The sequence below is a fragment of the Streptomyces sp. NPDC005566 genome (assembly GCF_040605575.1).
Taxonomy (GTDB): domain Bacteria; phylum Actinomycetota; class Actinomycetes; order Streptomycetales; family Streptomycetaceae; genus Streptomyces.
Genome location: NZ_JBEXDB010000001.1, coordinates 515,820 through 537,625, shown reverse-complemented (window position 1 = coordinate 537,625; position 21,806 = coordinate 515,820). Strand labels below are relative to the sequence as shown.

Genomic DNA, 21,806 nt, shown 5'->3' with positions numbered 1-21,806 from the left:
ACTGAACTATCCCGTTTCATTGCGCGACTGTGACGGCCCTAAACTGTGGGGCGTGACCGAGAACGCATCGCAGCAGCCAGTCAGCAACCCCGAACTGCCGACCCAGTACGCGCCGGCCGAGGTGGAGGGGAAGCTGTACGAGCGCTGGGTAGAGCGCGGGTATTTCGAAGTTGATGAGAACAGCGACAAGCCGCCCTACAGCATCGTCATCCCGCCGCCGAACGTCACCGGATCCCTCCACCTGGGCCACGCCTTCGAGCACACGCTGATCGACGCACTGGTCCGCCGTAAGCGGATGCAGGGCTTCGAGGCGCTGTACCAGCCGGGCATGGACCACGCCGGCATCGCCACCCAGAACGTCGTCGAGCGTGAGCTCGGCAAGGAGGGCAAGTCCCGCCACGACCTGGGGCGCGAGGCCTTCGTCGAGCGTGTCTGGCAGTGGAAGAACGAGTCCGGCGGCCAGATCTCCGGACAGATGCGGCGTCTCGGCGAGGGTGTCGCCTGGTCCCGTGAGCGCTTCACGATGGACGAGGGCCTGTCCAAGGCCGTCCAGACCGTCTTCAAGCAGATGTACGACGACGAGCTGATCTACCGCAAGGAACGCATCGTCAACTGGTGCCCGCGGTGTCTCACGGCCATCTCCGACATCGAGGTGGAGTACCAGGAGGACGACGGCGAGCTCGTCTCCATGAAGTACGGCGAGGGCGACGAGACCATCGTCGTCGCCACCACCCGCGCCGAGACGATGCTCGGTGACACCGCCGTCGCCGTCCACCCCGACGACGAGCGCTACAGGCACCTCGTCGGCAAGCAGATCAAGCTGCCGCTGACCGACCGGACGATCCCGGTCGTCGCCGACCACCACGTCGACCCCGCGTTCGGAACCGGAGCCGTCAAGGTGACCCCGGCGCACGACCCGAACGACTTCGAGATCGGCACACGCCACGGCCTGCCGTTCCTCACCGTCCTGGACGAGCGCGCCGTCATCACCGTCCCTGGCCCCTTCGAGGGACTGGACCGGCTGGAGGCCCGCTCGACCATCGTCGCCGCGCTGCGTGCCGAGGGCCGGATCGTCGCCGAGAAGCGGCCGTACGTCCACTCCGTCGGCCACTGCTCGCGCTGCAAGACCACCGTCGAACCGCGTCTGTCCATGCAGTGGTGGGTCGCGGTCGCTCCCCTCGCCAAGGCGGCCGGTGACGCCGTCCGCGACGGCAAGGTCAAGATTCACCCTCAGGAGATGGAGAAGCGGTACTTCGACTGGGTCGACAACCTCCATGACTGGTGCATCTCGCGTCAGCTCTGGTGGGGGCACCGCATCCCTGTCTGGCACGGGCCCGACGGCGAGATGGTGTGTGTCGGTCCGGATGACGAGGCGCCGACCGGCGAGGGCTGGAGCCAGGACAGTGACGTCCTGGACACCTGGTTCTCCTCGGGACTGTGGCCGTTCTCCACACTCGGCTGGCCCGAACAGACCGACAGCCTCGCGAAGTTCTACCCCAACTCCGTCCTCGTCACCGGCTACGACATCCTGTTCTTCTGGGTCGCACGGATGATGATGTTCGGCCTGTACGTCAATGACGGTGTCCCGCCGTTCGGCACGATCGTCCTGCACGGCATGGTCCGCGACGAGCACGGCAAGAAGATGTCGAAGTCCTTCGGCAACGTGGTCAACCCGCTGGACTGGATGGACAAGTACGGCTCGGACGCGCTGCGCTTCACCCTCGCGCGCGGAGCCAACCCGGGCACCGACGTCCCGATCGGCGAGGACTGGGTCCAGGGTTCCGCGAAGTTCGCCAACAAGATCTGGAACGCCACCCGTTTCGCGCTGATGAACGGCGCGACCATCGAGGGCGATCTGCCGTCCGCCGACGAGATGTCGGTGACCGACCGCTGGATCCTGTCGCGGCTGAACAAGACGGTCGCGGACGTCGACGCGTACTACGACGACTTCCAGTTCGCCAAGATCAGTGAGTCGCTGCGGCACTTCGCCTGGGACGAGGTCTTCGACTGGTACGTCGAGCTCTCCAAGACGACCTTCTTCGCGGGCGGCCGTCAGGCCGAGGTCTCGAGCAGGGTCCTCGGCGAGGTCCTCGACGTGATGCTGAGGCTGCTGCACCCGATCGTCCCCTTCGTCACCGAGTCGTTGTGGACCGCGCTCACCGGGCGCGAGTCGATCGTCATCGCCGACTGGCCGGGAGATTCCGGTTTCCGCGACGAGGCGGCGGAGAAGGAGATCGAACTCGTCCAGCAGGTCGTCACCGAGGTTCGCCGGTTCCGCAACGATCAGGGCCTCCAGCCAGGTCAGAAGGTCCCGGCCGAGCTCGCCCTGGAGGGCACGGCGCTGGCCCCGCACGAGGCGGCCATGCGTCAGCTCACGCGTCTCCAGCCCGCCGGCGACGACTTCCACGCCACGGCGACGCTCCCGGTCGCGGGAGCCACGGTTGCCCTGGACCTCTCCGGCACGATCGACGTCGAGGCCGAGCGCAAGCGCCTGACGAAGGACCTCGGCGCAGCCGAGAAGGAGAAGGCGCAGGCCAACGGGAAGCTCAACAACGAGGCGTTCCTGGGCAAGGCACCCGACAACGTGGTCGACAAGATCCGTGGCCGGCTCGCGAAGGCCGAGGCCGACATCGAGCGGATCACCGCCCAGCTGGCGAATCTGCCGCAGAGCTGATGATCTGAGGACGAAGCCCCCGCACCCCCGACCGACCGGGGGAGCGGGGGCTTCGTCGTACCCCGGGGGGAGCGGGGCAGCGGGCGCTGCGCGCGTTGTCGGTGCACATCCGTAGACTGGCCCTGTGAGTGAGCCCCGCCCTTCAGACCGGCACGACGCGTCAGACTCCGACGACACCTTTGAGGAGATCGTCGACGAAGCGACCCAGCGCGACCCCGACCTGGCGGTGATCGAGGCCGGGAGCCGCACGCTGCGCACCCAGTCGGGACCGCCCCAGGGCGATGTGGTCCCCGCCCGCCCCACCGACCCCGAGATCGACAGGGCGCTGCGCGCCGTCGAGCAGGAGCTCGCCGGACGCTGGGGCGAGACCAAGCTCGAGCCGTCGGTGACCCGCATCGCGGCCCTGATGGACGTGCTCGGTGAGCCGCAGCGCGCCTACCCCTCGATCCACATCACGGGGACGAACGGCAAGACCAGCACGGCCCGCATGATCGAGGCCCTGCTCAACGCCTTCGAGCTGCGCACCGGCCGTTACACCTCCCCGCACGTCCAGTCGATCACCGAGCGGATCAGCCTGGACGGCGCCCCGATCGAGGCCGAGCGCTTCATCGAGACGTACGAGGACATCAAGCCGTACGTCGAGATGGTCGACGCCCAGCAGGAGTACCGGCTGTCGTTCTTCGAGGTGCTGACGGGCATGGCCTACGCGGCCTTCGCCGACGCGCCGGTCGACGTCGCGGTCGTCGAGGTCGGCATGGGCGGCACCTGGGACGCGACCAACGTCATCGACGCCTCGGTCGCCGTCGTCACCCCCATCTCCCTGGACCACACCGACCGCCTCGGCACGACCCCGGCGGAGATCGCCGGCGAGAAGGCTGGAGTGATCAAGCAGGGTGCGACGGTGATCCTGGCCCAGCAGCCGGTCGACGCCGCGCAGGTCATGCTGAAGAAGGCCGTCGAGGTGGACGCCACGGTGGCCCGCGAGGGCATGGAGTTCGGCGTCGTCTCCCGCGAGGTCGCGGTCGGCGGCCAGCTGCTGACGCTCCGGGGTCTCGGCGGGGAGTACGCGGACGTCTTCCTCCCGCTGTACGGCGCCCATATGGCGCACAACGCCGCGGTGGCGCTCGCCGCCGTCGAGGCGTTCTTCGGTATCGGCGCCGAGCAGGCCCGCAGCCTGGACATCGAAGCGGTCCGCAAGGCCTTCCTCGCGGTGCTCTCGCCGGGCCGGCTCGAAGTCGTACGGTCCAGTCCGACGGTCGTCCTGGACGCGGCCCACAACCCGGCGGGCGCCCGTGCCGCCTCCGAGGGGATCTCCGAGGCCTTCAGCTTCTCGCGGCTGATCGGGGTCGTCGGCGCCAGTGAGGGCAAGGACGTCCGGGGGCTCCTCGAAGGATTCGAACCGGTCTTCGCCGAGGTCGTCGTCACCCAGAACTCCAGCCCGCGCGCGATGGACGCGGACGAGCTGGCCGCGGTCGCCGTCGAGGTCTTCGGCAACGAGCGCGTGCAGGTCGAGCCCCGTCTCGACGACGCGCTGGAGGCCGCCATCACCCTCGCCGAGGAGGACGCGGAGTACGCGGGTGCCGGAGTCCTGGTGACCGGTTCCGTGATCACGGTCGGCGAGGCCCGGCTGCTTCTGGGAAGGCGCTGACCTGTGCGTACGCTCTGTGCATCGACGTTGATCGGTGAGTTCTTCGTGATCGGCTTCGCCGGACTCGTTGCGATGAAGTCCGACGACATGTCCATGGCCACGGTCTGGACGGTCTGCGGCATCGGCATGCTGCTGTCCGTGCTGCTCTGCGGCGTGATCACCCGGCCCGGCGGGATACAGCTCGGCTGGGCGCTGCAGATCGTCCTGGTGCTGAGCGGCTTCGTCGTCCCGATGATGTTCATCCTCGGCCTGGTCTTCGCGGTGCTGTGGTGGGCCTCGGTGCACTACGGCCGCAAGATCGACGAGGCGAAGGCGCGGTGGGCGGCGCAGGCCGAGGCCCAGGAGGGCACAGAGGCTCCGGCCTGAAGATGACGCAGCGTAAACCCGGCCGTCGGCCCGTTCCCGTGCCCCTGTAATCTCGCCTCACCGCACCCGCAGTCTGCAAGGAGCCGCACATGACTCAGCGCACCCTCGTCCTTCTCAAGCCGGATGCCGTACGGCGTGGGCTGATCGGCGAGATCGTCGGCCGCATCGAACGCAAGGCCGGCTGGACGATCACCGCGCTGGAGCTGCGCACGCTCGACCAGGAGACCCTGGAGCAGCACTACGGCGAGCACAAGGGCCGCCCGTTCTACGAGCCGCTCGTGGAGTTCATGGCTTCCGGCCCCGTCGTCGCTCTGGTGGCCGAAGGCGAGCGGATCATCGAGGGTGTTCGCGCCCTGGCCGGACCCACCGACCCGATCGCCGCCGCGCCCGGCTCGATCCGTGGCGACTTCGGGACGGTCACCCGGGAGAACCTCATCCACGCCTCGGACTCCGAGGAGTCCGCAGAGCGAGAACTGAAGCTTTTCTTTCCCGGACTTTCCTGACGTCGGCTCGGCCAATCAGCGCTCATGACCTGGGGCGACCGAAGTAATTCGGTCGCCCTTCGGCATAGGGCCCCGGATCGCGGGAACGCATCCCTCCGACGTAACGTCACCATGGGTGGGACGGGCAGCCGTTCCGCTCACATTGGCGAAGGACCCTCGCGCTGTGTCCGTGCTCACGGCACTACGATGGAAGCTTCCACGCCCGCAGCGCCAACCCTCGCCTACCTAAAACAAGCCATTCTTCGCTTCTTGGGAAGGCCCGACGCATCCTCATGGGGAACAAGGGGAACTCAATGTCGTTCATCGGCCGTGACATGGCTATCGACCTCGGGACTGCCAACACGCTGGTGTACGTCAGGGGGCGCGGCATCGTCCTGAACGAGCCGTCCGTCGTGGCCATCAACACCAACACCGGCGGAATCCTGGCGGTCGGCTCCGAGGCCAAGAAGATGATCGGCCGTACGCCGGGCAACATCGTTGCCGTACGGCCCCTGAAGGACGGCGTGATCGCCGACTTCGAGATCACGGAGCGCATGCTCCGCTACTTCATCCTCAAGATCCACAAGCGCCGCTACCTGGCCCGCCCGCGGGTCGTCGTCTGCGTGCCCTCCGGCATCACAGGGGTCGAGCGACGCGCCGTCATCGAGGCGTCGACGCAGGCCGGCGCCCGCCAGGTGCACATCATCGAAGAGCCCATGGCCGCGGCCATCGGCTCCGGCCTGCCGGTCCACGAGGCCACCGGCAACATGGTCGTCGACATCGGTGGCGGCACCACCGAGGTCGCGGTGATCTCGCTCGGCGGAATCGTCACTGCCCAGTCGATCCGGGTCGCCGGTGACGAGCTGGACAACGCGATCATCCAGCACATCAAGAAGGAGTACTCGCTCCTCCTCGGTGAGCGCACCGCCGAACAGATCAAGATCACGATCGGCTCGGCGTTCGACCTCGAGAAGGAGGAGCACACGGAGATCCGCGGGCGCGACCTGGTCTCCGGGCTGCCCAAGACCGTGGTCATCTCCGCCTCGGAGGTCCGCAAGGCCATCGAGGAGCCGGTCAACGCGATCGTCGACGCCGTGAAGACGACGCTCGACAAGTGTCCGCCGGAGCTCTCCGGCGATGTCATGGACCGCGGCATCGTCCTCACCGGTGGCGGCGCGCTCCTGCGCGGCCTCGACGAGCGACTGCGCCACGAGACGGGCATGCCGATCCACATCGCCGAGGACCCGCTGGACTCGGTGGCACTCGGATCCGGCAAGTGCGTCGAGGAGTTCGAGGCGCTCCAGCAGGTCCTGGACGCCCAGCCCCGACGGTAGAACCCGATGTTCCGCCGTACGGGTGCTGCCGCTCCCGTACGGCGGAACGTTGATATACAGGCACCAACATTCCGACGAGGAAGGCACGGCCGCCGCACGTGAGGGACACACGAGAGAGCCGGCTGCTCCTGGTGCTGCTGATCGCCATCGCGTTCGCTTTGATCACGGTGGACATCCGCGGTGGCGAGGAGTCGCCGGTCGACGGCGCCCGGCAGGCCGCCGCCACGGTCTTCGGACCGGTCGAGAACGGCGTCGCAGCGGCGGTGGACCCGGTGGGCAACGCCATAGGCGCCGTACGGGACTCCGGCGAAAGGCACGACCGGATCGCGGCCCTGGAGCAGGAGAACGCCGCGCTCAAGGCGAAACTGGGCAGCGACGACCGCAACAGCAGCAAGATCCGCCAGCTCGACAGCATGCTCAAGGCCGCCGGGGCAGGCCAGTACGGCATCAAGGGCGCCGAGGTCATCGCCATAGGAGCGGCCCAGGGCTTCTCCTGGACGATCACCATCGACGCGGGATCCAACGACGGTCTCAGGCGCGACATGACCGTACTGAACGGTGAGGGGCTCGTCGGCCGCGTCACCACCGTCGGTCCGAACACCGCGACCGTCCTGCTGGCCAACGACCCCGACTTCACCGTCGGCACCCGGATGGAGAAGACCGACGAGCTCGGCTTCGCCAACGGACAGGGCTCCCGGCCGCTGTCGGTCCAGTTCCTCAACGGCAAGGCGAAGGTGAAGAAGGGCGACCGGCTGGTCACCTTCGGATCGAGCAAGGACAAGCCCTTCGTCCCCGGCGTCCCGGTCGGCGAAGTCGTCCGTGTCGACCCGTCGGGCGGCGACCTGACCAGGACCGTCTACGTCCGCCCGTACGTCGGCTTCACCAAGCTCGACATCGTCGGCGTCGTCGTCCAGGCGCCGCGTGAGGACCCCCGCGACATGGTGCTGCCGAAGCAGCCCAAGAAGCCGGAGAAGCCGAAGCCCACCCCGACCGTCACCGTCACGGTCCAGCCGAACGGTGACCTGGTCGACGGCAGCGGCAAGGTCGTCGGGAACATCAACAAGAAGCCCGACGTCGACGCCTCAGGGAGCCCCGACGCGAACGCGTCGGGCAACGCCGACCCGAACGCCGACAACGCGGCCGACGAGCAGGAATAGAGCTGATCCCCATGCGCTTCAACCGGACTCTGCTCTCCGTCACCCTGGTCGTGGTCGCCCTCGTCGTCCAGGTCTCCGTACTCGCACGCCTCCAGCTCCCCGGTGCCACCCCCGACCTGCTGCTGCTCGTCGTGCTCGGACTCGCCTTCGTGTACGGGCACGTCAGCGGCGCGCTCATCGGCTTCGGCGCGGGACTCCTCGCCGACCTGGCGCCGCCCGCCGACCACGCCGCGGGTCGCTACGCCCTGGTGCTCTGCGTCATCGGATACCTCGCCGGTCTCGTCCGCCCCGAGAACGGCCAGCTCAAGTCGGCCTTCGCCCCGATGGCCGTCGTCGTCGCCGCGGCGATCGGGTCGACCCTGCTGTACGCCGGTGTCGGCGCCCTCGTCGACGACACGGCGGCCCGCCACGTGGGCCTGGGCAGCCTGCTGTTCACCGCCGCCGTGTACGACCTGCTCCTCGCGCCGTTCACCGTTCCGCTGATCATGGCGCTCGCCAGACGCACCGAGAACGATCCGATCGCCGACAGTTCCGGCGGCGGCGATGTCGCCGCAGGCTGGCTGGCCTCGGGGACCGGGCTGCGGATCGGCAGCCAGCGGGGCGGACTGCGCGTCAAGGCCGCCCGTAACCGCGCCGCACGCGCAGGAAGGATCAAGGGGGTCAAGCGACTGTGAGCAACATCCCGGAGACGGGCCGGACCCAGCGGGTCCAGATCCGTCTCGTCGTCATCCAGGTCCTCGTCTTCTCCCTGCTCCTGACGCTCGGCGGCCGGCTCTGGTACCTCCAGATCCGCAACGGCCAGGAGTACACCGACGAAGCCAAGAACAACCACGTCCAGCAGGTCGTCCAGCCCGCAGTCCGCGGCGCCATCCTCGACGCCCGCGGCGTACCCCTCGCCGACAACGAGACCCGCCTCGTCGTCTCCGCCAGCCGCACCGAGCTGATGAAGATGAAGGACGACGGCGTCGGCGTCCTCACCCGGCTCGCCGGCGTCCTGGACATGAAGCCCAAGGACGTCCGGGACAAGGTCCGGCTCTGCGACGCCAAGACCCCGCAGCCCTGCTGGAACGGCTCGCCCTACCAGCCGATCCCGGTCACCGACGAGGCCACCACCCAGCAGGCCCTCACCATCCGTGAGCGTGCCGAGGACTTCCCCGGCATCACCGCCGAACCCACCGCCGTACGCCGTTACGCCGCACCCGGCAAGGCCAACACCGCCCAGGTGCTCGGCTACCTCTCGCCCGTCACCGACGATGAGGTGACCAAGGCCCAGGACAGCGACTCGCCCTACCTCCGCTCCGACCAGGTCGGCCGCTCCGGCCTGGAGCGCACGTACGACAAGGAGCTGCGCGGCAAGGCCGGCGTCACCCGCTACGAGGTCGACAACCTCGGCCGCGTCATCGGCCAGGCGCAGAACGACGAGGCCGAGCCCGGCGCCAGCGTCGTCACCTCCATCGACGCCCGGGTCCAGGCCGTCGCCGAGTACGAGCTCAACAAGGCGATGGAGACGGCCCGCAAGGAGATGGACCGCAACACCAACGAGCTCTACAAGGCGGACTCCGGAGCCGTCGTCGTCATGGAGGCGAAGACGGGCCGCATCGTCTCGATGGCCTCCCTGCCGACCTACGACCCCAACGCCTGGATCGGCGGGATCTCCGCCAAGGACTACGCGAAGCTCACCGGCAAGAAATCCAACTTCCCGCTGCTGAACCGTGCCATCCAGGGAACCGCGGCCCCCGGGTCGATCTTCAAGGTCATCTCCTCGACCGCCGCGGTCAACGCCGGATACGAATTCGACGGCAACTACCCGTGCCCGAGCTCGTACTCCATCGGCGGCCAGGTCTTCAAGAACTTCGAGTCCCAGGGCTACGGCAGCATCAGTCTCGGCCGCGCCCTGGAGGTCTCCTGCGACACCGTCTACTACGGCCTCGCGCACAGGGAATGGCAGAAGGACGGCGGCAACAAGCCGAAGAAGAACACCAACGACTGGTTCTACAAGACCGCGCACCAGTTCGGCCTCGGCAAGGAGACCGGCATCGACCTCCCCAACGAGGTCTCCGGCCGAGTCCCCGACCGTCAGTGGAAGCAGAACTTCTACGACGCCAACAAGACCTCCTGGTGCAAGCAGGGCAAGAAGGACGGCACGTACGTCGAGAAGATCGCGTACGAAGGCTGCCTCGAGGGCTACAAGATGCGCGCCGGTGACTCCGTCAACTACTCGATCGGCCAGGGCGACACCCTCGTCACCCCGATCCAGATGGCGACCATCTACGCCGCGATCTCCAACGGCGGCACGCTCTACGACCCGACCGTCGGCAAGGCCGTCGTCAGCGGCGACGGCAGGACGGTCCAGGAGATCAAGCCCCAGGCGCACGGCAAACTGCCCTTCAAGGGCGGCACGCGCGACAAAATAGACGAAGCCCTCGCGGGAGTCGCGACCCGGGGCAGCGCCGCCTGGCGATTCGGCGGTTGGCCCCAGGACAAGATCCCGATGCACGCCAAGACGGGCACGGCCGAGGTCTACGGCAAGCAGACGACCTCCTGGTTCGCCACGTACACCAAGGAATACTCGATCGTCATGACGATCTCCCAGGGTGGTACGGGCTCCGGCGCCTCGGGCCCCGCCGTGCGCAACATCTACAACGCGCTCTACGGACTCGACGCCGCCGGGAAGCAGGACCTCAAGAAGGCACTGCTGCCCAAGCCCCAGAAGACCCTGCCGAAGATCCAGCCGGACGGTTCGATCGAGAACCCGAAGATCAAGCCCTACACCCCCGAGCCCCCTGCCGAAGAGGGCGCCCAGGCACTCGCACTCGCCGGAGTGCCCTGGAGGCGGGACTGATGGCCGGTTTCTCCGTTTCCCGCTACGCCCCCGAGCGTTCCTCCTGGGCCAAGCTCACCGCACGCGACTCCGTCGTGCGTCGGCTGGACTGGCCCCTGCTCGGGTCGGCCCTGGCACTGTCCTTCATCGGCTCGCTCCTCGTCTGGTCGGCGACCCGCGGACGTGACTCGCTCACCCACGGCGACCCGTACTACTTCCTGTTCCGGCACGCACTCAACACCGGCATCGGATTCGCGCTGATGGTCGGCACCATCTGGCTCGGGCACCGCACCCTGAGGGGTGCGGTGCCGGTCCTCTACGGGCTGTCGGTCCTGCTCGTCCTCGCGGTCCTCACCCCGCTCGGCGCCACCGTCAACGGCGCGCACGCCTGGATCCTCCTTCCCGGCGGCTTCTCCCTCCAGCCCTCCGAGTTCACCAAGATCACGATCATCCTCGGTATGGCGATGCTGCTCGCCGCCCGCGTCGACGCGGGCGACCAGCAGCACCCCGACCACCGGACCGTCGCCAAGGCGCTCGGCCTGGCGGTCGTCCCGATGGCGGTCGTCATGCTGATGCCCGACCTCGGCTCCGTCATGGTCATGGCCGTCATCGTCCTCGGAGTCCTCCTCGCTTCCGGCGCGTCCAACCGCTGGATCTTCGGACTCCTCGGGGCGGGCACGGCGGGCGCCCTGGCCGTCTGGCAGCTCGGAGTGCTCGACGACTACCAGATCGCCCGCTTCGCGGCCTTCGCCAACCCGGCGCTCGACCCGGCCGGCGTCGGCTACAACACCAACCAGGCCCGCATCGCCATCGGCTCCGGCGGACTCACCGGCACCGGTCTCTTCAACGGTTCCCAGACGACCGGCCAGTTCGTCCCCGAGCAGCAGACCGACTTCGTCTTCACCGTCGCGGGGGAGGAGCTCGGCTTCCTGGGTGCCGGACTGATCATCGTCCTGCTCGGCGTCGTCCTCTGGCGCGCCTGCCGTATCGCCCGCGAGACGACCGAGCTGTACGGGACGATCGTGGCCGCCGGCATCATCGCCTGGTTCGCCTTCCAGTCCTTCGAGAACATCGGCATGACCCTAGGGATCATGCCGGTGGCGGGGCTTCCGCTGCCGTTCGTGTCCTACGGAGGATCATCGATGTTCGCCGTATGGGTGGCGATCGGACTGCTCCAGTCGATCAGGGTGCAGCGGCCGATAACTGCCTGAGCGATGCGCAGGCCCTGCATGACCGTGCCGATCGCGGATAGATTCGTCCTATGGCGGACTCGAAGCGTGAGGTCGAGCGGAAGTACGAAGCGACTCCCGAAACCCGGTTGCCGGATCTGACCCGTGCGGCCGGCGTTTCGGCCGTCGTCCACCGCGGCCTGGCGGAACTCGACGCCGTCTACTACGACACCGAGGACTTCCGGCTGGCCGCCGACTCCCTCACGCTGCGCCGTCGTACCGGCGGTGACGACGCCGGATGGCACCTGAAGATCCCCGTCTCGTCCGGCATCCGCGACGAGATCCGGGCCCCGCTCGCCGACGCGCTGCCGCCCGACCTCGCAGGACTTCTCCGTTCCCGGGTGCGGAACACGCCGGTGGCCCCCGTCATCCGCATCTTCTCCACACGTGACATCCACCATCTCCTCGGCGAGAACGGCGCCCTGCTCGCCGAGCTGAGCATCGACGAGGTTCTTGTCGAGCGCCTCACCGAAAAGGGCCACGGCACCACCTCGGCCTGGACCGAGCTGGAGGTCGAACTGGCCGACGAAGGTGACCCGGCCGTCCTCGACGCCATCGAGCGCCGACTGCGCAAGGCAGGCGTACGGCCCTCGGCAGCACCTTCCAAGCTGGCCAGGGCGCTGGCGGAGACGGAGCCGGAGACGTCGCGGCCGGCGACGAAGAAGAGGCCGTCCCCGCACGACGCGGGAGACCACGTACTCGCCTACGTACGCCGCCAGGTCGCTGCCATCATCGAGCTCGACCCCGCCGTGCGCCGGGACCTGCCCGACTCCGTGCACCGCCTGCGGGTCGCCACCCGTCGGCTCCGCAGCACTTTCAGGACATACCGCAGGATCCTCGACCGTGCCGTCACCGACCCGCTCCGCGTCGAGCTGAAGTGGCTCGCCGGCGAGCTCGGGGTCGGCCGGGACCAGGAAGTCCTCGACAAGCGGCTCCGCTCCGGCGTCGCCGGTCTGCCGGACACCCTGGTCCTCGGCCCTGTGAGCGCTCGGCTGAGGCTCTCCTCCGTGTCCGGGAGCGCCGGGGCACGGCGCCGGGTCCTCTCCGCGCTCGACACGGACCGCTACCTGGCGCTCCTGGACTCCCTCGACGCCCTCCTGGCCGACCCGCCCCTCAGGTCCGACGCCGGGCGGGACCCGGGGGACGCCCTGCCCCGCGCTGTGCTCAAGGACTACGAACGCCTCGCCACCCGCGTCGGCCACGCACTGGAACAGTGCCCCGGCCACGACCGGGACCTCGCCATGCACGAGGCCCGCAAGGCCGCGAAGCGTGTCCGGTACGCGGGAGAGGCCGCGCGGCCGGCGCTGGGCAAGCCCGCCAAGAAGTTCGCCAAACGGATCAAGGCGGTGCAGAAGGTCCTCGGGGAACACCAGGACAGCGTGGTCGCCCGGGACGCGTTGCGCGCTCTGGCGGTCCAGGCACACGGGGCGGGGGAGTCCGCGTTCACCTGGGGCCTGCTGTACGGCCAGGAGGAGGCCGCGGCGGCCGACCGGGAGCGCGAACTGCCCGAGGTATGGGCCCGGGCATCGGATCCGGGACTGCGATCGGCATTGAGGAGCTGAGCACCGGGTTACGCTTGATGGTCACCCCTGTCAGCTCACGAAGGTCCCCAGATGTCTGCCGAGTCGGTCTTCCCGCAGCTCGAAGCTCTGCTCCCACATGTGCAGAAGCCCATCCAGTACGTCGGCGGTGAGCTGAACTCCACCGTCAAGCCGTGGGACGAATGCGACGTCCGCTGGGCACTCATGTACCCGGACGCCTACGAGGTCGGACTCCCCAACCAGGGAGTCATGATCCTTTACGAGGTGCTCAACGAGCGCGAAGGCGTCCTCGCCGAGCGCACGTACAGCGTCTGGCCGGACCTCGAGGAGCTGATGCGCGAGCACAAGGTGCCCCAGTTCACCGTGGACAGCCACCGCCCCGTCGGCGCGTTCGACGTGTTCGGGCTGAGCTTCTCCACCGAGCTCGGCTACACCAACATGCTCACGGCCCTGGATCTCGCGGGCATCCCGCTGGAGTCCAAGGACCGAACCGTCGATCACCCGATCGTGCTGGCGGGCGGCCACGCCGCGTTCAACCCCGAGCCGATCGCGGACTTCATCGACTGTGCGGTCATCGGCGACGGTGAGCAGGCCGTCCTGGAGATCACCGAGATCATCCGCGCCTGGAAGGCGGAGGGCCGGCCCGGTGGCCGCGAAGAGGTGCTCTTCCGGCTGGCGAAGACGGGCGGGGTCTACGTCCCGGGCTTCTACGACGTCGAGTACCTCCCCGACGGCCGCATCGGCCGCGTCGTGCCCAAGAAGTCCGGCGTGCCGTGGCGGGTGTCCAAGCACACGGTCATGGACCTCGACGAGTGGCCGTACCCGAAGCAGCCCCTCGTGCCCCTCGCCGAGACCGTCCACGAGCGGATGTCCGTCGAGATCTTCCGCGGCTGCACCCGCGGCTGCCGTTTCTGCCAGGCCGGCATGATCACGCGCCCCGTGCGGGAGCGAAGCATCACCGGCATCGGCGAAATGGTCGAGAAGGGCCTCAAGGCCACCGGTTTCGAGGAGGTCGGCCTCCTGTCGCTCTCCTCCGCGGACCACACCGAGATCGGTGAGATCGCCAAGGGCCTGGCCGACCGGTACACCGAGGACAAGATCGGCCTCTCGCTGCCCTCCACCCGCGTCGACGCGTTCAACGTCGACCTGGCCAACGAGCTGACCCGCAACGGCCGCAGGTCCGGTCTCACCTTCGCCCCCGAGGGCGGCTCCGAGCGCATGCGCAAGGTCATCAACAAGATGGTCTCGGAGGAGGACCTGATCCGCACGGTGGCCACCGCGTACGGCAACGGCTGGCGCCAGGTGAAGCTGTACTTCATGTGCGGCCTGCCCACCGAGACCGACGAGGACGTCCTCCAGATCGGCGACATGGCGGTCAACGTGATCGCCAAGGGCCGCGAGGTCTCCGGCCAGAACGACATCCGCTGCACCGTCTCCATCGGCGGTTTCGTACCCAAGCCGCACACCCCGTTCCAGTGGGCCCCGCAGCTCGGCGTCGAGGAGACCGACGCCCGGCTGAAGAAGCTCCGCGACAAGATCCGCGACGACAAGAAGTACGGCCGCTCCATCGGCTTCCGCTACCACGACGGCAGGCCCGGCATCATCGAGGGCCTGCTCTCCCGGGGCGACCGCCGGGTCGGCTCGGTCATCCGCGCGGTGTACGAGTCCGGCGGCCGTTTCGACGGCTGGCGCGAGCACTTCAGCTACGACCTCTGGATGCGGAGCGCCGAGGAGACGCTGCCCGCGTTCGGCGTGGACGTCGACTGGTACACCACCCGCGAGCGGACGTACGAGGAGGTCCTGCCCTGGGACCACCTGGACTCCGGTCTCGACAAGGACTGGCTCTGGGAGGACTGGCAGGACTCGCTCGACGAGACCGAGGTCGAGGACTGCCGCTGGACCCCCTGCTTCGACTGCGGGGTGTGCCCGCAGCTCGACCTGGACATCCAGATCGGTCCGACGGGCAAGAAGCTCCTGCCGCTCACCGTGGTGAAGTAGCACCGAAGCAACCGTCCGGGTGACAGCCCGGTGAAGAAGGCCCGGCCGGGGAAACCCCTGGCCGGGCCTTCGCGTCATGTACGGCATGGACCACGACACGCAGCGGACACCCGAGCGGTACGAAGGCGGGGAGGGCTGTCTGACCACCCTCATCAGGATCCCGGTACGGATCCGTCGTGCTGGTCCTCGTCCTGCCCGTACGGATGATCTGGGACGTTCTCGTCGCGGGGCTGCGTGCCCTGGACCGTATGCTTCTGCGTCCGCTGGGACGCGCCCTGGAGTGGCTGTACGAGACCGTGCTCGCGCCGGTCGGGCGGGCCGTCGCGTGGCTGGCCGTCGCCGTCCTCGTGTGGCCCTGGATCGGGCTGTGGCGCCACGTCGTCGTCCCCGTCGTCCGCTACGGGATCGTCGCCCCGCTGGTGTGGCTCCGGGCCGTCCTCACCCCGGCCGGACACGGGCTCCGGTGGGTGTACGGCACGCTGCTCGTCCCGGCCGGCCGGGCGGTCGGTGCCGCCGTCGCCGGGCTGCTCACCGTGGTCCTGGTGTGGCCCGTGGTCGGCCTGTGGCGCTACGTCCTGAAGCCGCTCGGAATCGCCGCCGACTGGCTCGTCACGCACCTGATCGTGATGCCCGTCGCCTGGACGTACCGGTATGTGCTCACCCCGGTCGGGCACGGCATCGCGTGGGTGCTCACCCAGCTGGGGCGCGGGATCGCCGCCACCGGGCGGGGACTCGGGGCTGCTGCCGTCTGGCTGGTCATGACGCTCCTCGTCCTGCCCCTCGCTTGGGTGTACCGGCATGTCCTCGCCCCCGTCGGCCGGGAGATCGCCGCCGCGGCCGGGGTCGCCTGGCGGATCGCCGGATACATCTCCCGGGCCGTCGGCCGCGCCCTGGCGTGGCTGGCGTGGCATCTGGTGGGCGCGCCGGTGACCTGGGCCTATCGCACGATGTGCACTCCGGTCGGGCACTTCGTGCGCGACGCGGTGTGGGCCCCCGTCAAACAGGGCGCCCTGGAGGCGGGGCGCGCCGTCCGCAGTGCACTGAGCGCGGCCCGCGAGAGCGTGCGCGCGGCCCGCCGCGACGCATGGCGCGCTCTGGTGGGCCCGCCGCAGGTCACAGAGGTGCGGGAACTCAAGGGGTCCGCTGCGCGTACCCTGGGTAGGACAACGATTGTCCCCAGCGAGGCGCCCGCGCCCGAGATCTCCCTGCTCGCCGACAAAACCGTCGAGCGGGGGTGAGCCGGAGCGGCACCCCGGGGGCACCCTGTACTTCGTGGGCGGTGCGCCACCGCGTCCGCCCCGCACCGAGGAGAAGAACCACTGGGCAAGCGACAGCCCGAAGGCCCGCCGCCCGCACCGGCGGTGCAGCGCATCAGATTGCGCTACACCAAGCGGGGCCGCCTCCGGTTCACCAGTCACCGAGACTTTCAGCGTGCCTTCGAGCGGGCACTGCGCCGCTCCGAGGTGCCCATGGCCTACTCGGCGGGCTTCACCCCGCACCCGAAGGTCTCGTACGCCAACGCCGCCCCCACGGGTACGGGCAGCGAGGCCGAGTTCCTGGAGATCGCCCTCACCGAGGCGCGGGACCCCGGAACGCTCCGCGAACTGCTCGACGCGTCGATGCCGGACGGCCTCGACATCATCGACGCGGTGGAGGCCCACACCTCGGGCCTCGCCGACCGGCTGACCGCCTCCGTGTGGGAGATGCGCCTGGACGGAGTCGATGTCGAGGACGCACGGAAGGCTGTTGTCGCGTTCCTGGACGCCGAGACCGTCGAGGTCCAGCGGCGTGCGAAGAACGGGATGCGGACCTTCGACGCCCGTGCGGCCGTCGCCGAACTGCAGGCTCTTGATCCACAGCCTGATAGGTCCGGGGACAGGCCCTGTGCGATACTGCGCCTGGTAGTGCGGCACGTGACACCTGCCGTGCGACCCGACGACGTCCTGTCCGGTCTCCGAGTTGTGGCCGACCTGGCGCCGCCGGTCCCCGCAGCGGTGACCAGGCTGGCGCAGGGGCTCTTCGATGAGGAGTCCGGCACGGTGACCGACCCGCTCGCGCCTGACCGCGAGGCAGCCACGGCCGTTCCGGCCGACCGGCCCGCCGTCGCGACGGCGCCTGAAGGTGCAGGTTCCGCGTAAGGCGGTCGTCGTAGCGCAGCCCTTGGACTCGGGAGCCACCTGGGTCGGGCCGCGCACCGCCCCATAAGACTTTCGCCAGGCCGTGCGTACACGCGTACGGAACCGGCGAGCCAGACATCAGCTCCCGTGCGGCGCCCGCGCCCCGGACGGCGGTATCGCGTACATCATGCGAACCGTGCCGGACCGGAATCAGGCGCGGCGCCCGGGAGCGTGACGGGAGAACCGCCCGCATGCTTGAGCCGATCGAACCCGGTACCGCCGGGAACACAGAAGACAACACCCCCGGGGACAAGCTGCCGCCGCGCCGCAGGCGCCGCGCAGCCTCCCGCCCCGCCGGCCCGCCGTCGGGCGCACCGGGTGCGGCCGTCGCCGACGACGCCACGCCGGCCATACCGGCCGAGGAGGCCACGGCGCCCGGGACGACCGGCGCCGGAACGGCCGAGACCGCCGAAGCGGCGCCGCCGGTACGTGCCCGCCGTCGCGCGGTCCGCAAGGCCACCGCTCCCGCGGGTGCGCCGCAGACCCCCGAGGTCGTGGAACCCGCCGCCGAGGCGCCCGTGGAGACCCCGGCCGAGGCCGAGGAAGCACCTGAGACCGTGGAGCCGGCGCCGCCGGTGCGTGCGCGCCGTCGCGCGGTCCGCAAGGCGACCGCCCCCGCAGGTGCGCCTCAGGACGCCGAGGCCGCCGCGGAGATCGTGGCCGAGCCGGTCGCGGAGACCGCCGAGCCGGTTGCCGAGGCGCCTGTCGTCGAGGCCCCGCGTGGCCGTCGTCGCGCCACCCGTAAGGCCACCGCTCCGGCAGGTGCCCCGCAGAACGCGGAGGCCGCCGCCGAGGAGGTCGTCGTGGCCGAGCCGGCCGAGCCCGTTGCAGCCGAAGCCAGTGAGACCCCCGAGCCCGTCGCCGCGCCGCGCGGCCGTACCCGGCGCCGTGCGTCGGCTCCGGCCGGCACGCCGCAGGGCACGCAGGCCGCCGAGGTTCCGGCCGAGACCGTGGCCGAGCCGGTCGCGGCTGCCGCCGAGCCGGTCGCCGAGGCGCCTGTGACGGAGGCCCCGCGTGGCCGTCGTCGCGCGGTGCGCAAGGCGACCGCACCGGCAGGTGCCCCGCAGCCGGCCGAGGAGGCTGCCGAAGAGGCCGCCGCCGAGACCGGTGAGAGCCTTCCCGCGGCTGTCGCCAAGGAGCTCGCCGCCGAGACCGACGAGGTCGAGGAAGCCGCGCCGCGAGGCCGCCAGCGCCGCCGGGCGACCGCCGCCGCAGGCAGGCCGGAGTTCACCGGCAAGGTCGAGGAGCCGGCACGCAAGAGCCGCCGCGCGACGCGCCCCGCCGTTGCCGTCTTCCAGGCGCCGGTCTTCGCCGAGCCGATGTTCCAGACCCCGGAGACCGCGGCAGCCGCTGCGGCTGCCGCCGGTTCCGGATCGCAGTACGAGGAGAGCGAGGAGCTCGAGGAGCCGAAGGCCCCCGAGCGCGCGCCGCGCAAGGCCGCGCCCGCACAGGCCGCCGAAGCCGAGCCCGAGGCGGAGACCGCCGCCCCCGCGCAAGCCGCGGAGGCCGCGCCGCAGGGCGGCTCGCGCCGTCGCCGCCGCCGTCGCGGTGAGGCAGTCGAGACCGAGCCGGCCGCAACGCCCGTCACCCTCCCGGTGGAGGAGCCCGTCGAGGACGAGCACGAGGCGGAGCCCGAAGCGGAAGCCGAGCACGAGGACGACTCGGACGAGTACGGCGACCGCCCCTCGCGCCGCCGCCGTCGTGGCGGCCGCCGTCGCCGTCGCGGTGAGACCAACGACGCCGATGACGCCGAGCAGCACGACGAGGCCTCAGAGGACGAGCAGGAGCAGGACGAGGACAACGACGAGGACAACGAGTCCTCGGCGTCCGGATCCAGCAGCAGCCGTCGCCGTCGCCGTCGTCGCCGCCGCAGCGGGGACGCCTCGGGCGAGGACGGTCCCTCGGGCCAGGACGACCCGGAGCGTACGGTCGTCAAGGTCCGCGAGCCGCGCAAGAAGGAAGCCGAGCGCGAGCCCGGCACCGGCTTCGACGAGGTCCAGTCCATCAAGGGCTCCACCCGTATGGAGGCCAAGAAGCAGCGTCGCCGCGAGGGCCGCGAGCAGGGCCGCCGCCGCGTCCCGATCATCACCGAGGCGGAGTTCCTGGCGCGCCGCGAGGCCGTCGAGCGCGTCATGGTCGTCCGCCAGAGCGGCGAGCGCACCCAGATCGGCGTCCTCGAGGACAACGTGCTCGTCGAGCACTACGTCAACAAGGAGCAGGCCACCAGCTACGTCGGCAACGTCTACCTGGGCAAGGTGCAGAACGTCCTGCCGTCCATGGAGGCCGCGTTCGTCGACATCGGCAAGGGCCGCAACGCGGTGCTGTACGCCGGTGAGGTCAACTTCGAGGCGCTCGGCATGGCCCACGGGCCGCGCCGTATCGAGACCGCGCTGAAGTCCGGCCAGTCGGTCCTCGTGCAGGTCACGAAGGACCCGATCGGCCACAAGGGCGCCCGCCTGACCAGCCAGGTCTCGCTGCCCGGCCGCTACCTGGTCTACGTGCCCGAGGGCTCGATGACCGGCATCAGCCGCAAGCTGCCCGACACCGAGCGGGCCCGGCTGAAGACCATCCTCAAGAAGATCGTTCCCGAGGACGCGGGCGTCATCGTGCGCACCGCCGCCGAGGGCGCGAGCGAGGACGAGCTGCGCCGCGACGTCGAGCGGCTGCAGGGCCAGTGGGAAGAGATCCAGAAGAAGTCCAAGAGCAGCGGGAGCACCAATGCCCCGACGCTTCTGTACGGCGAGCCGGACATGACCGTCCGGGTCGTCCGCGACATCTTCAACGAGGACTTCTCGAAGGTCATCGTCAGCGGTGAGGACGCCTGGGAGACCATCCACGGCTACGTCTCGCACGTGGCACCGGACCTCACGGACCGTCTGTCGCGCTGGACTTCCGAGGTCGACGTCTTCGCGACGTACCGGATCGACGAGCAGCTGATGAAGGCACTGGACCGGAAGGTCTACCTGCCGAGCGGTGGCTCGCTCGTGATCGACAAGACCGAAGCGATGGTCGTCGTCGACGTCAACACCGGCAAGTTCACCGGGCAGGGCGGAAACCTCGAGGAGACCGTCACCAAGAACAACCTGGAGGCGGCCGAGGAGATCGTGCGCCAGCTGCGGCTGCGCGACCTCGGTGGCATCGTCGTCGTCGACTTCATCGACATGGTGCTGGAGTCCAACCGGGACCTGGTGCTGCGGCGACTGCTGGAGTGCCTGGGCCGGGACCGTACGAAGCACCAGGTCGCCGAGGTCACGTCGCTGGGCCTGGTCCAGATGACGCGCAAGCGCGTGGGCCAGGGTCTGCTGGAGTCCTTCTCCGAGACCTGTGTCCACTGCAACGGCCGCGGCGTGATCGTCCACATGGAGCAGCCGACGTCCGTCGGCGGTGGTGGCGGCAGCAAGCGCTCGAAGAAGCGCGGACGCGGTGGCGCCGGCCAGGAGCACGACCACGACCACGACCAGCACGTCCAGGACCACGAGCACGACGAGCACGCGGTCGAGAGCGAGGACGAGGTGGCGGCCGAGGTCGCAGCCCCGATCGCGCTGCCCGAGCCGGAGTTCGTCGCGGACGAGGAGCTGTACAGCAGCCCGGCCGAGGCGGAGGCGGCAGCGACACGCGGTCGCGGCCGTCGGCGTGCGACCCGCAAGGTGTCGGCTCCGGTCGGCGCGCCGCAGGCCGCAGCCCCTGCTCCGGTGGCCGAGCCGGCCCCGGCCGTCGAGGCGGAGCCGCAGGCCGAGCCGGTCGCCGAGACCCCGGCGGCCGCCCCGGCCCCCGAGGCCGAGGCCGCGCCCGTGGGGCGTACGCGCCGCAGGGCGACCCGGAAGGCGACCGCTCCGGCCGGTTCTCCCAAGCCGGCCGACGTCGCGCAGCCGGTCACCCCGGCCGAGCCCGCTGCGGAACCCGTAGCGGTCGAGGACCCGGTCGTCGAGGCCCCTGCGGCCAAGGCTCCGGCCCCTGAGGCACCGGTAGCTGACGAGGTGTCCGCTCCGGCCGCCCCGCCGCGTGCCCGCCGCCGGGCGACCCGCAAGGCCACCGCTCCGGCAGGTTCGCCGGCCGGCGCGGACGAGGCGGCGGTCGTCGTGGTCACGGGCAGTTCCGCGGCCGACCAGGCCACGTCCGACGCCCCGGCGGCGGACGAGTCCCGGACGGACGGGGAAGCCCCGGCCAAGAAGGCGGTCCGCAAGGCCGCCAAGAAGGCCCCGGCCAAGAAGGCGGTCACCAAGACGGCCGCGAAGAAGACGGTTGCGAAGAAGACGACCGCGAAGAAGACGACCGCGAAGAAGGCAACGGCCAAGAAGACCGTCGCCGCCGAGCAGTCGTCGCCTTCCGTGACCGCTTCCGCGCCGGCCGACGAGTCCTGATCAGCAGTCGGCTGAGCA

At 69.9% G+C, this 21,806-nt stretch carries 13 protein-coding genes and 1 pseudogene; all 14 read left to right on the top strand.

Features of this window, described 5'->3' with window-relative positions; all coding sequences use genetic code 11:
• Positions 1 to 52 precede the first annotated feature (52 nt).
• The 14 genes and pseudogenes from ABZS61_RS02525 (at position 53) to ABZS61_RS02460 (ending at position 21,788) form a co-directional block, all read left to right on the top strand.
• Entirely contained in the window at positions 53 to 2,674 is a 2,622-nt protein-coding gene (locus tag ABZS61_RS02525; RefSeq protein WP_356414919.1) for a valine--tRNA ligase, read from the top strand.
• A gap of 124 nt (positions 2,675 to 2,798) precedes the next feature.
• Positions 2,799 to 4,322 carry a folylpolyglutamate synthase/dihydrofolate synthase family protein gene (locus ABZS61_RS02520; RefSeq protein ID WP_356414916.1) on the top strand — a complete coding sequence of 508 codons (1,524 nt, stop codon included), beginning with the start codon at positions 2,799 to 2,801 and terminating at the stop codon, positions 4,320 to 4,322.
• 3 nt (positions 4,323 to 4,325) lie between these two features.
• Entirely contained in the window at positions 4,326 to 4,688 is a 363-nt protein-coding gene (locus ABZS61_RS02515; RefSeq protein ID WP_356414914.1) for a DUF4233 domain-containing protein, read from the top strand.
• 89 nt (positions 4,689 to 4,777) lie between these two features.
• A complete protein-coding gene (gene ndk, locus ABZS61_RS02510) occupies positions 4,778 to 5,191 on the top strand; it encodes a nucleoside-diphosphate kinase (RefSeq protein ID WP_329211101.1) in 414 nt (137 codons plus the stop codon).
• A 293-nt stretch (positions 5,192 to 5,484) separates the two neighbouring features.
• A complete protein-coding gene (locus ABZS61_RS02505; RefSeq protein WP_356414910.1) occupies positions 5,485 to 6,504 on the top strand; it encodes a rod shape-determining protein in 1,020 nt (339 codons plus the stop codon).
• A 98-nt stretch (positions 6,505 to 6,602) separates the two neighbouring features.
• Positions 6,603 to 7,661, top strand: coding sequence for a rod shape-determining protein MreC (mreC, locus tag ABZS61_RS02500; protein WP_356414907.1), 1,059 nt, complete (start codon positions 6,603 to 6,605; stop codon positions 7,659 to 7,661).
• Between the two features lie 11 nt (positions 7,662 to 7,672).
• Positions 7,673 to 8,335, top strand: coding sequence for a rod shape-determining protein MreD (gene mreD / locus ABZS61_RS02495; RefSeq protein WP_329211107.1), 663 nt, complete (start codon positions 7,673 to 7,675; stop codon positions 8,333 to 8,335).
• Complete coding sequence (mrdA, locus tag ABZS61_RS02490; RefSeq protein ID WP_356414904.1) at positions 8,332 to 10,503, top strand: penicillin-binding protein 2; 2,172 nt, start codon at positions 8,332 to 8,334, stop codon at positions 10,501 to 10,503. The genes mreD and mrdA overlap by 4 nt, the downstream gene beginning before the upstream one ends.
• A complete protein-coding gene (gene rodA / locus ABZS61_RS02485; protein ID WP_356414902.1) occupies positions 10,503 to 11,693 on the top strand; it encodes a rod shape-determining protein RodA in 1,191 nt (396 codons plus the stop codon). The genes mrdA and rodA overlap by 1 nt, the downstream gene beginning before the upstream one ends.
• A gap of 50 nt (positions 11,694 to 11,743) precedes the next feature.
• Positions 11,744 to 13,273: a CYTH and CHAD domain-containing protein gene (locus ABZS61_RS02480; protein WP_356414899.1), complete on the top strand. Its 1,530-nt coding sequence runs from the start codon at positions 11,744 to 11,746 to the stop codon at positions 13,271 to 13,273.
• Between the two features lie 51 nt (positions 13,274 to 13,324).
• Positions 13,325 to 15,250, top strand: a complete 1,926-nt coding sequence (locus ABZS61_RS02475) for a TIGR03960 family B12-binding radical SAM protein (RefSeq protein ID WP_356414896.1) — start codon at positions 13,325 to 13,327, stop codon at positions 15,248 to 15,250.
• Positions 15,251 to 15,335: 85 nt separating this feature from the next.
• A pseudogene (locus tag ABZS61_RS02470) lies at positions 15,336 to 16,488 on the top strand (hypothetical protein).
• Between the two features lie 123 nt (positions 16,489 to 16,611).
• Positions 16,612 to 17,388: a TIGR03936 family radical SAM-associated protein gene (locus ABZS61_RS02465; protein WP_356414893.1), complete on the top strand. Its 777-nt coding sequence runs from the start codon at positions 16,612 to 16,614 to the stop codon at positions 17,386 to 17,388.
• 230 nt (positions 17,389 to 17,618) lie between these two features.
• Entirely contained in the window at positions 17,619 to 21,788 is a 4,170-nt protein-coding gene (locus ABZS61_RS02460) for an Rne/Rng family ribonuclease (protein WP_356414890.1), read from the top strand.
• The last annotated feature ends 18 nt before the right edge of the window (positions 21,789 to 21,806 follow it).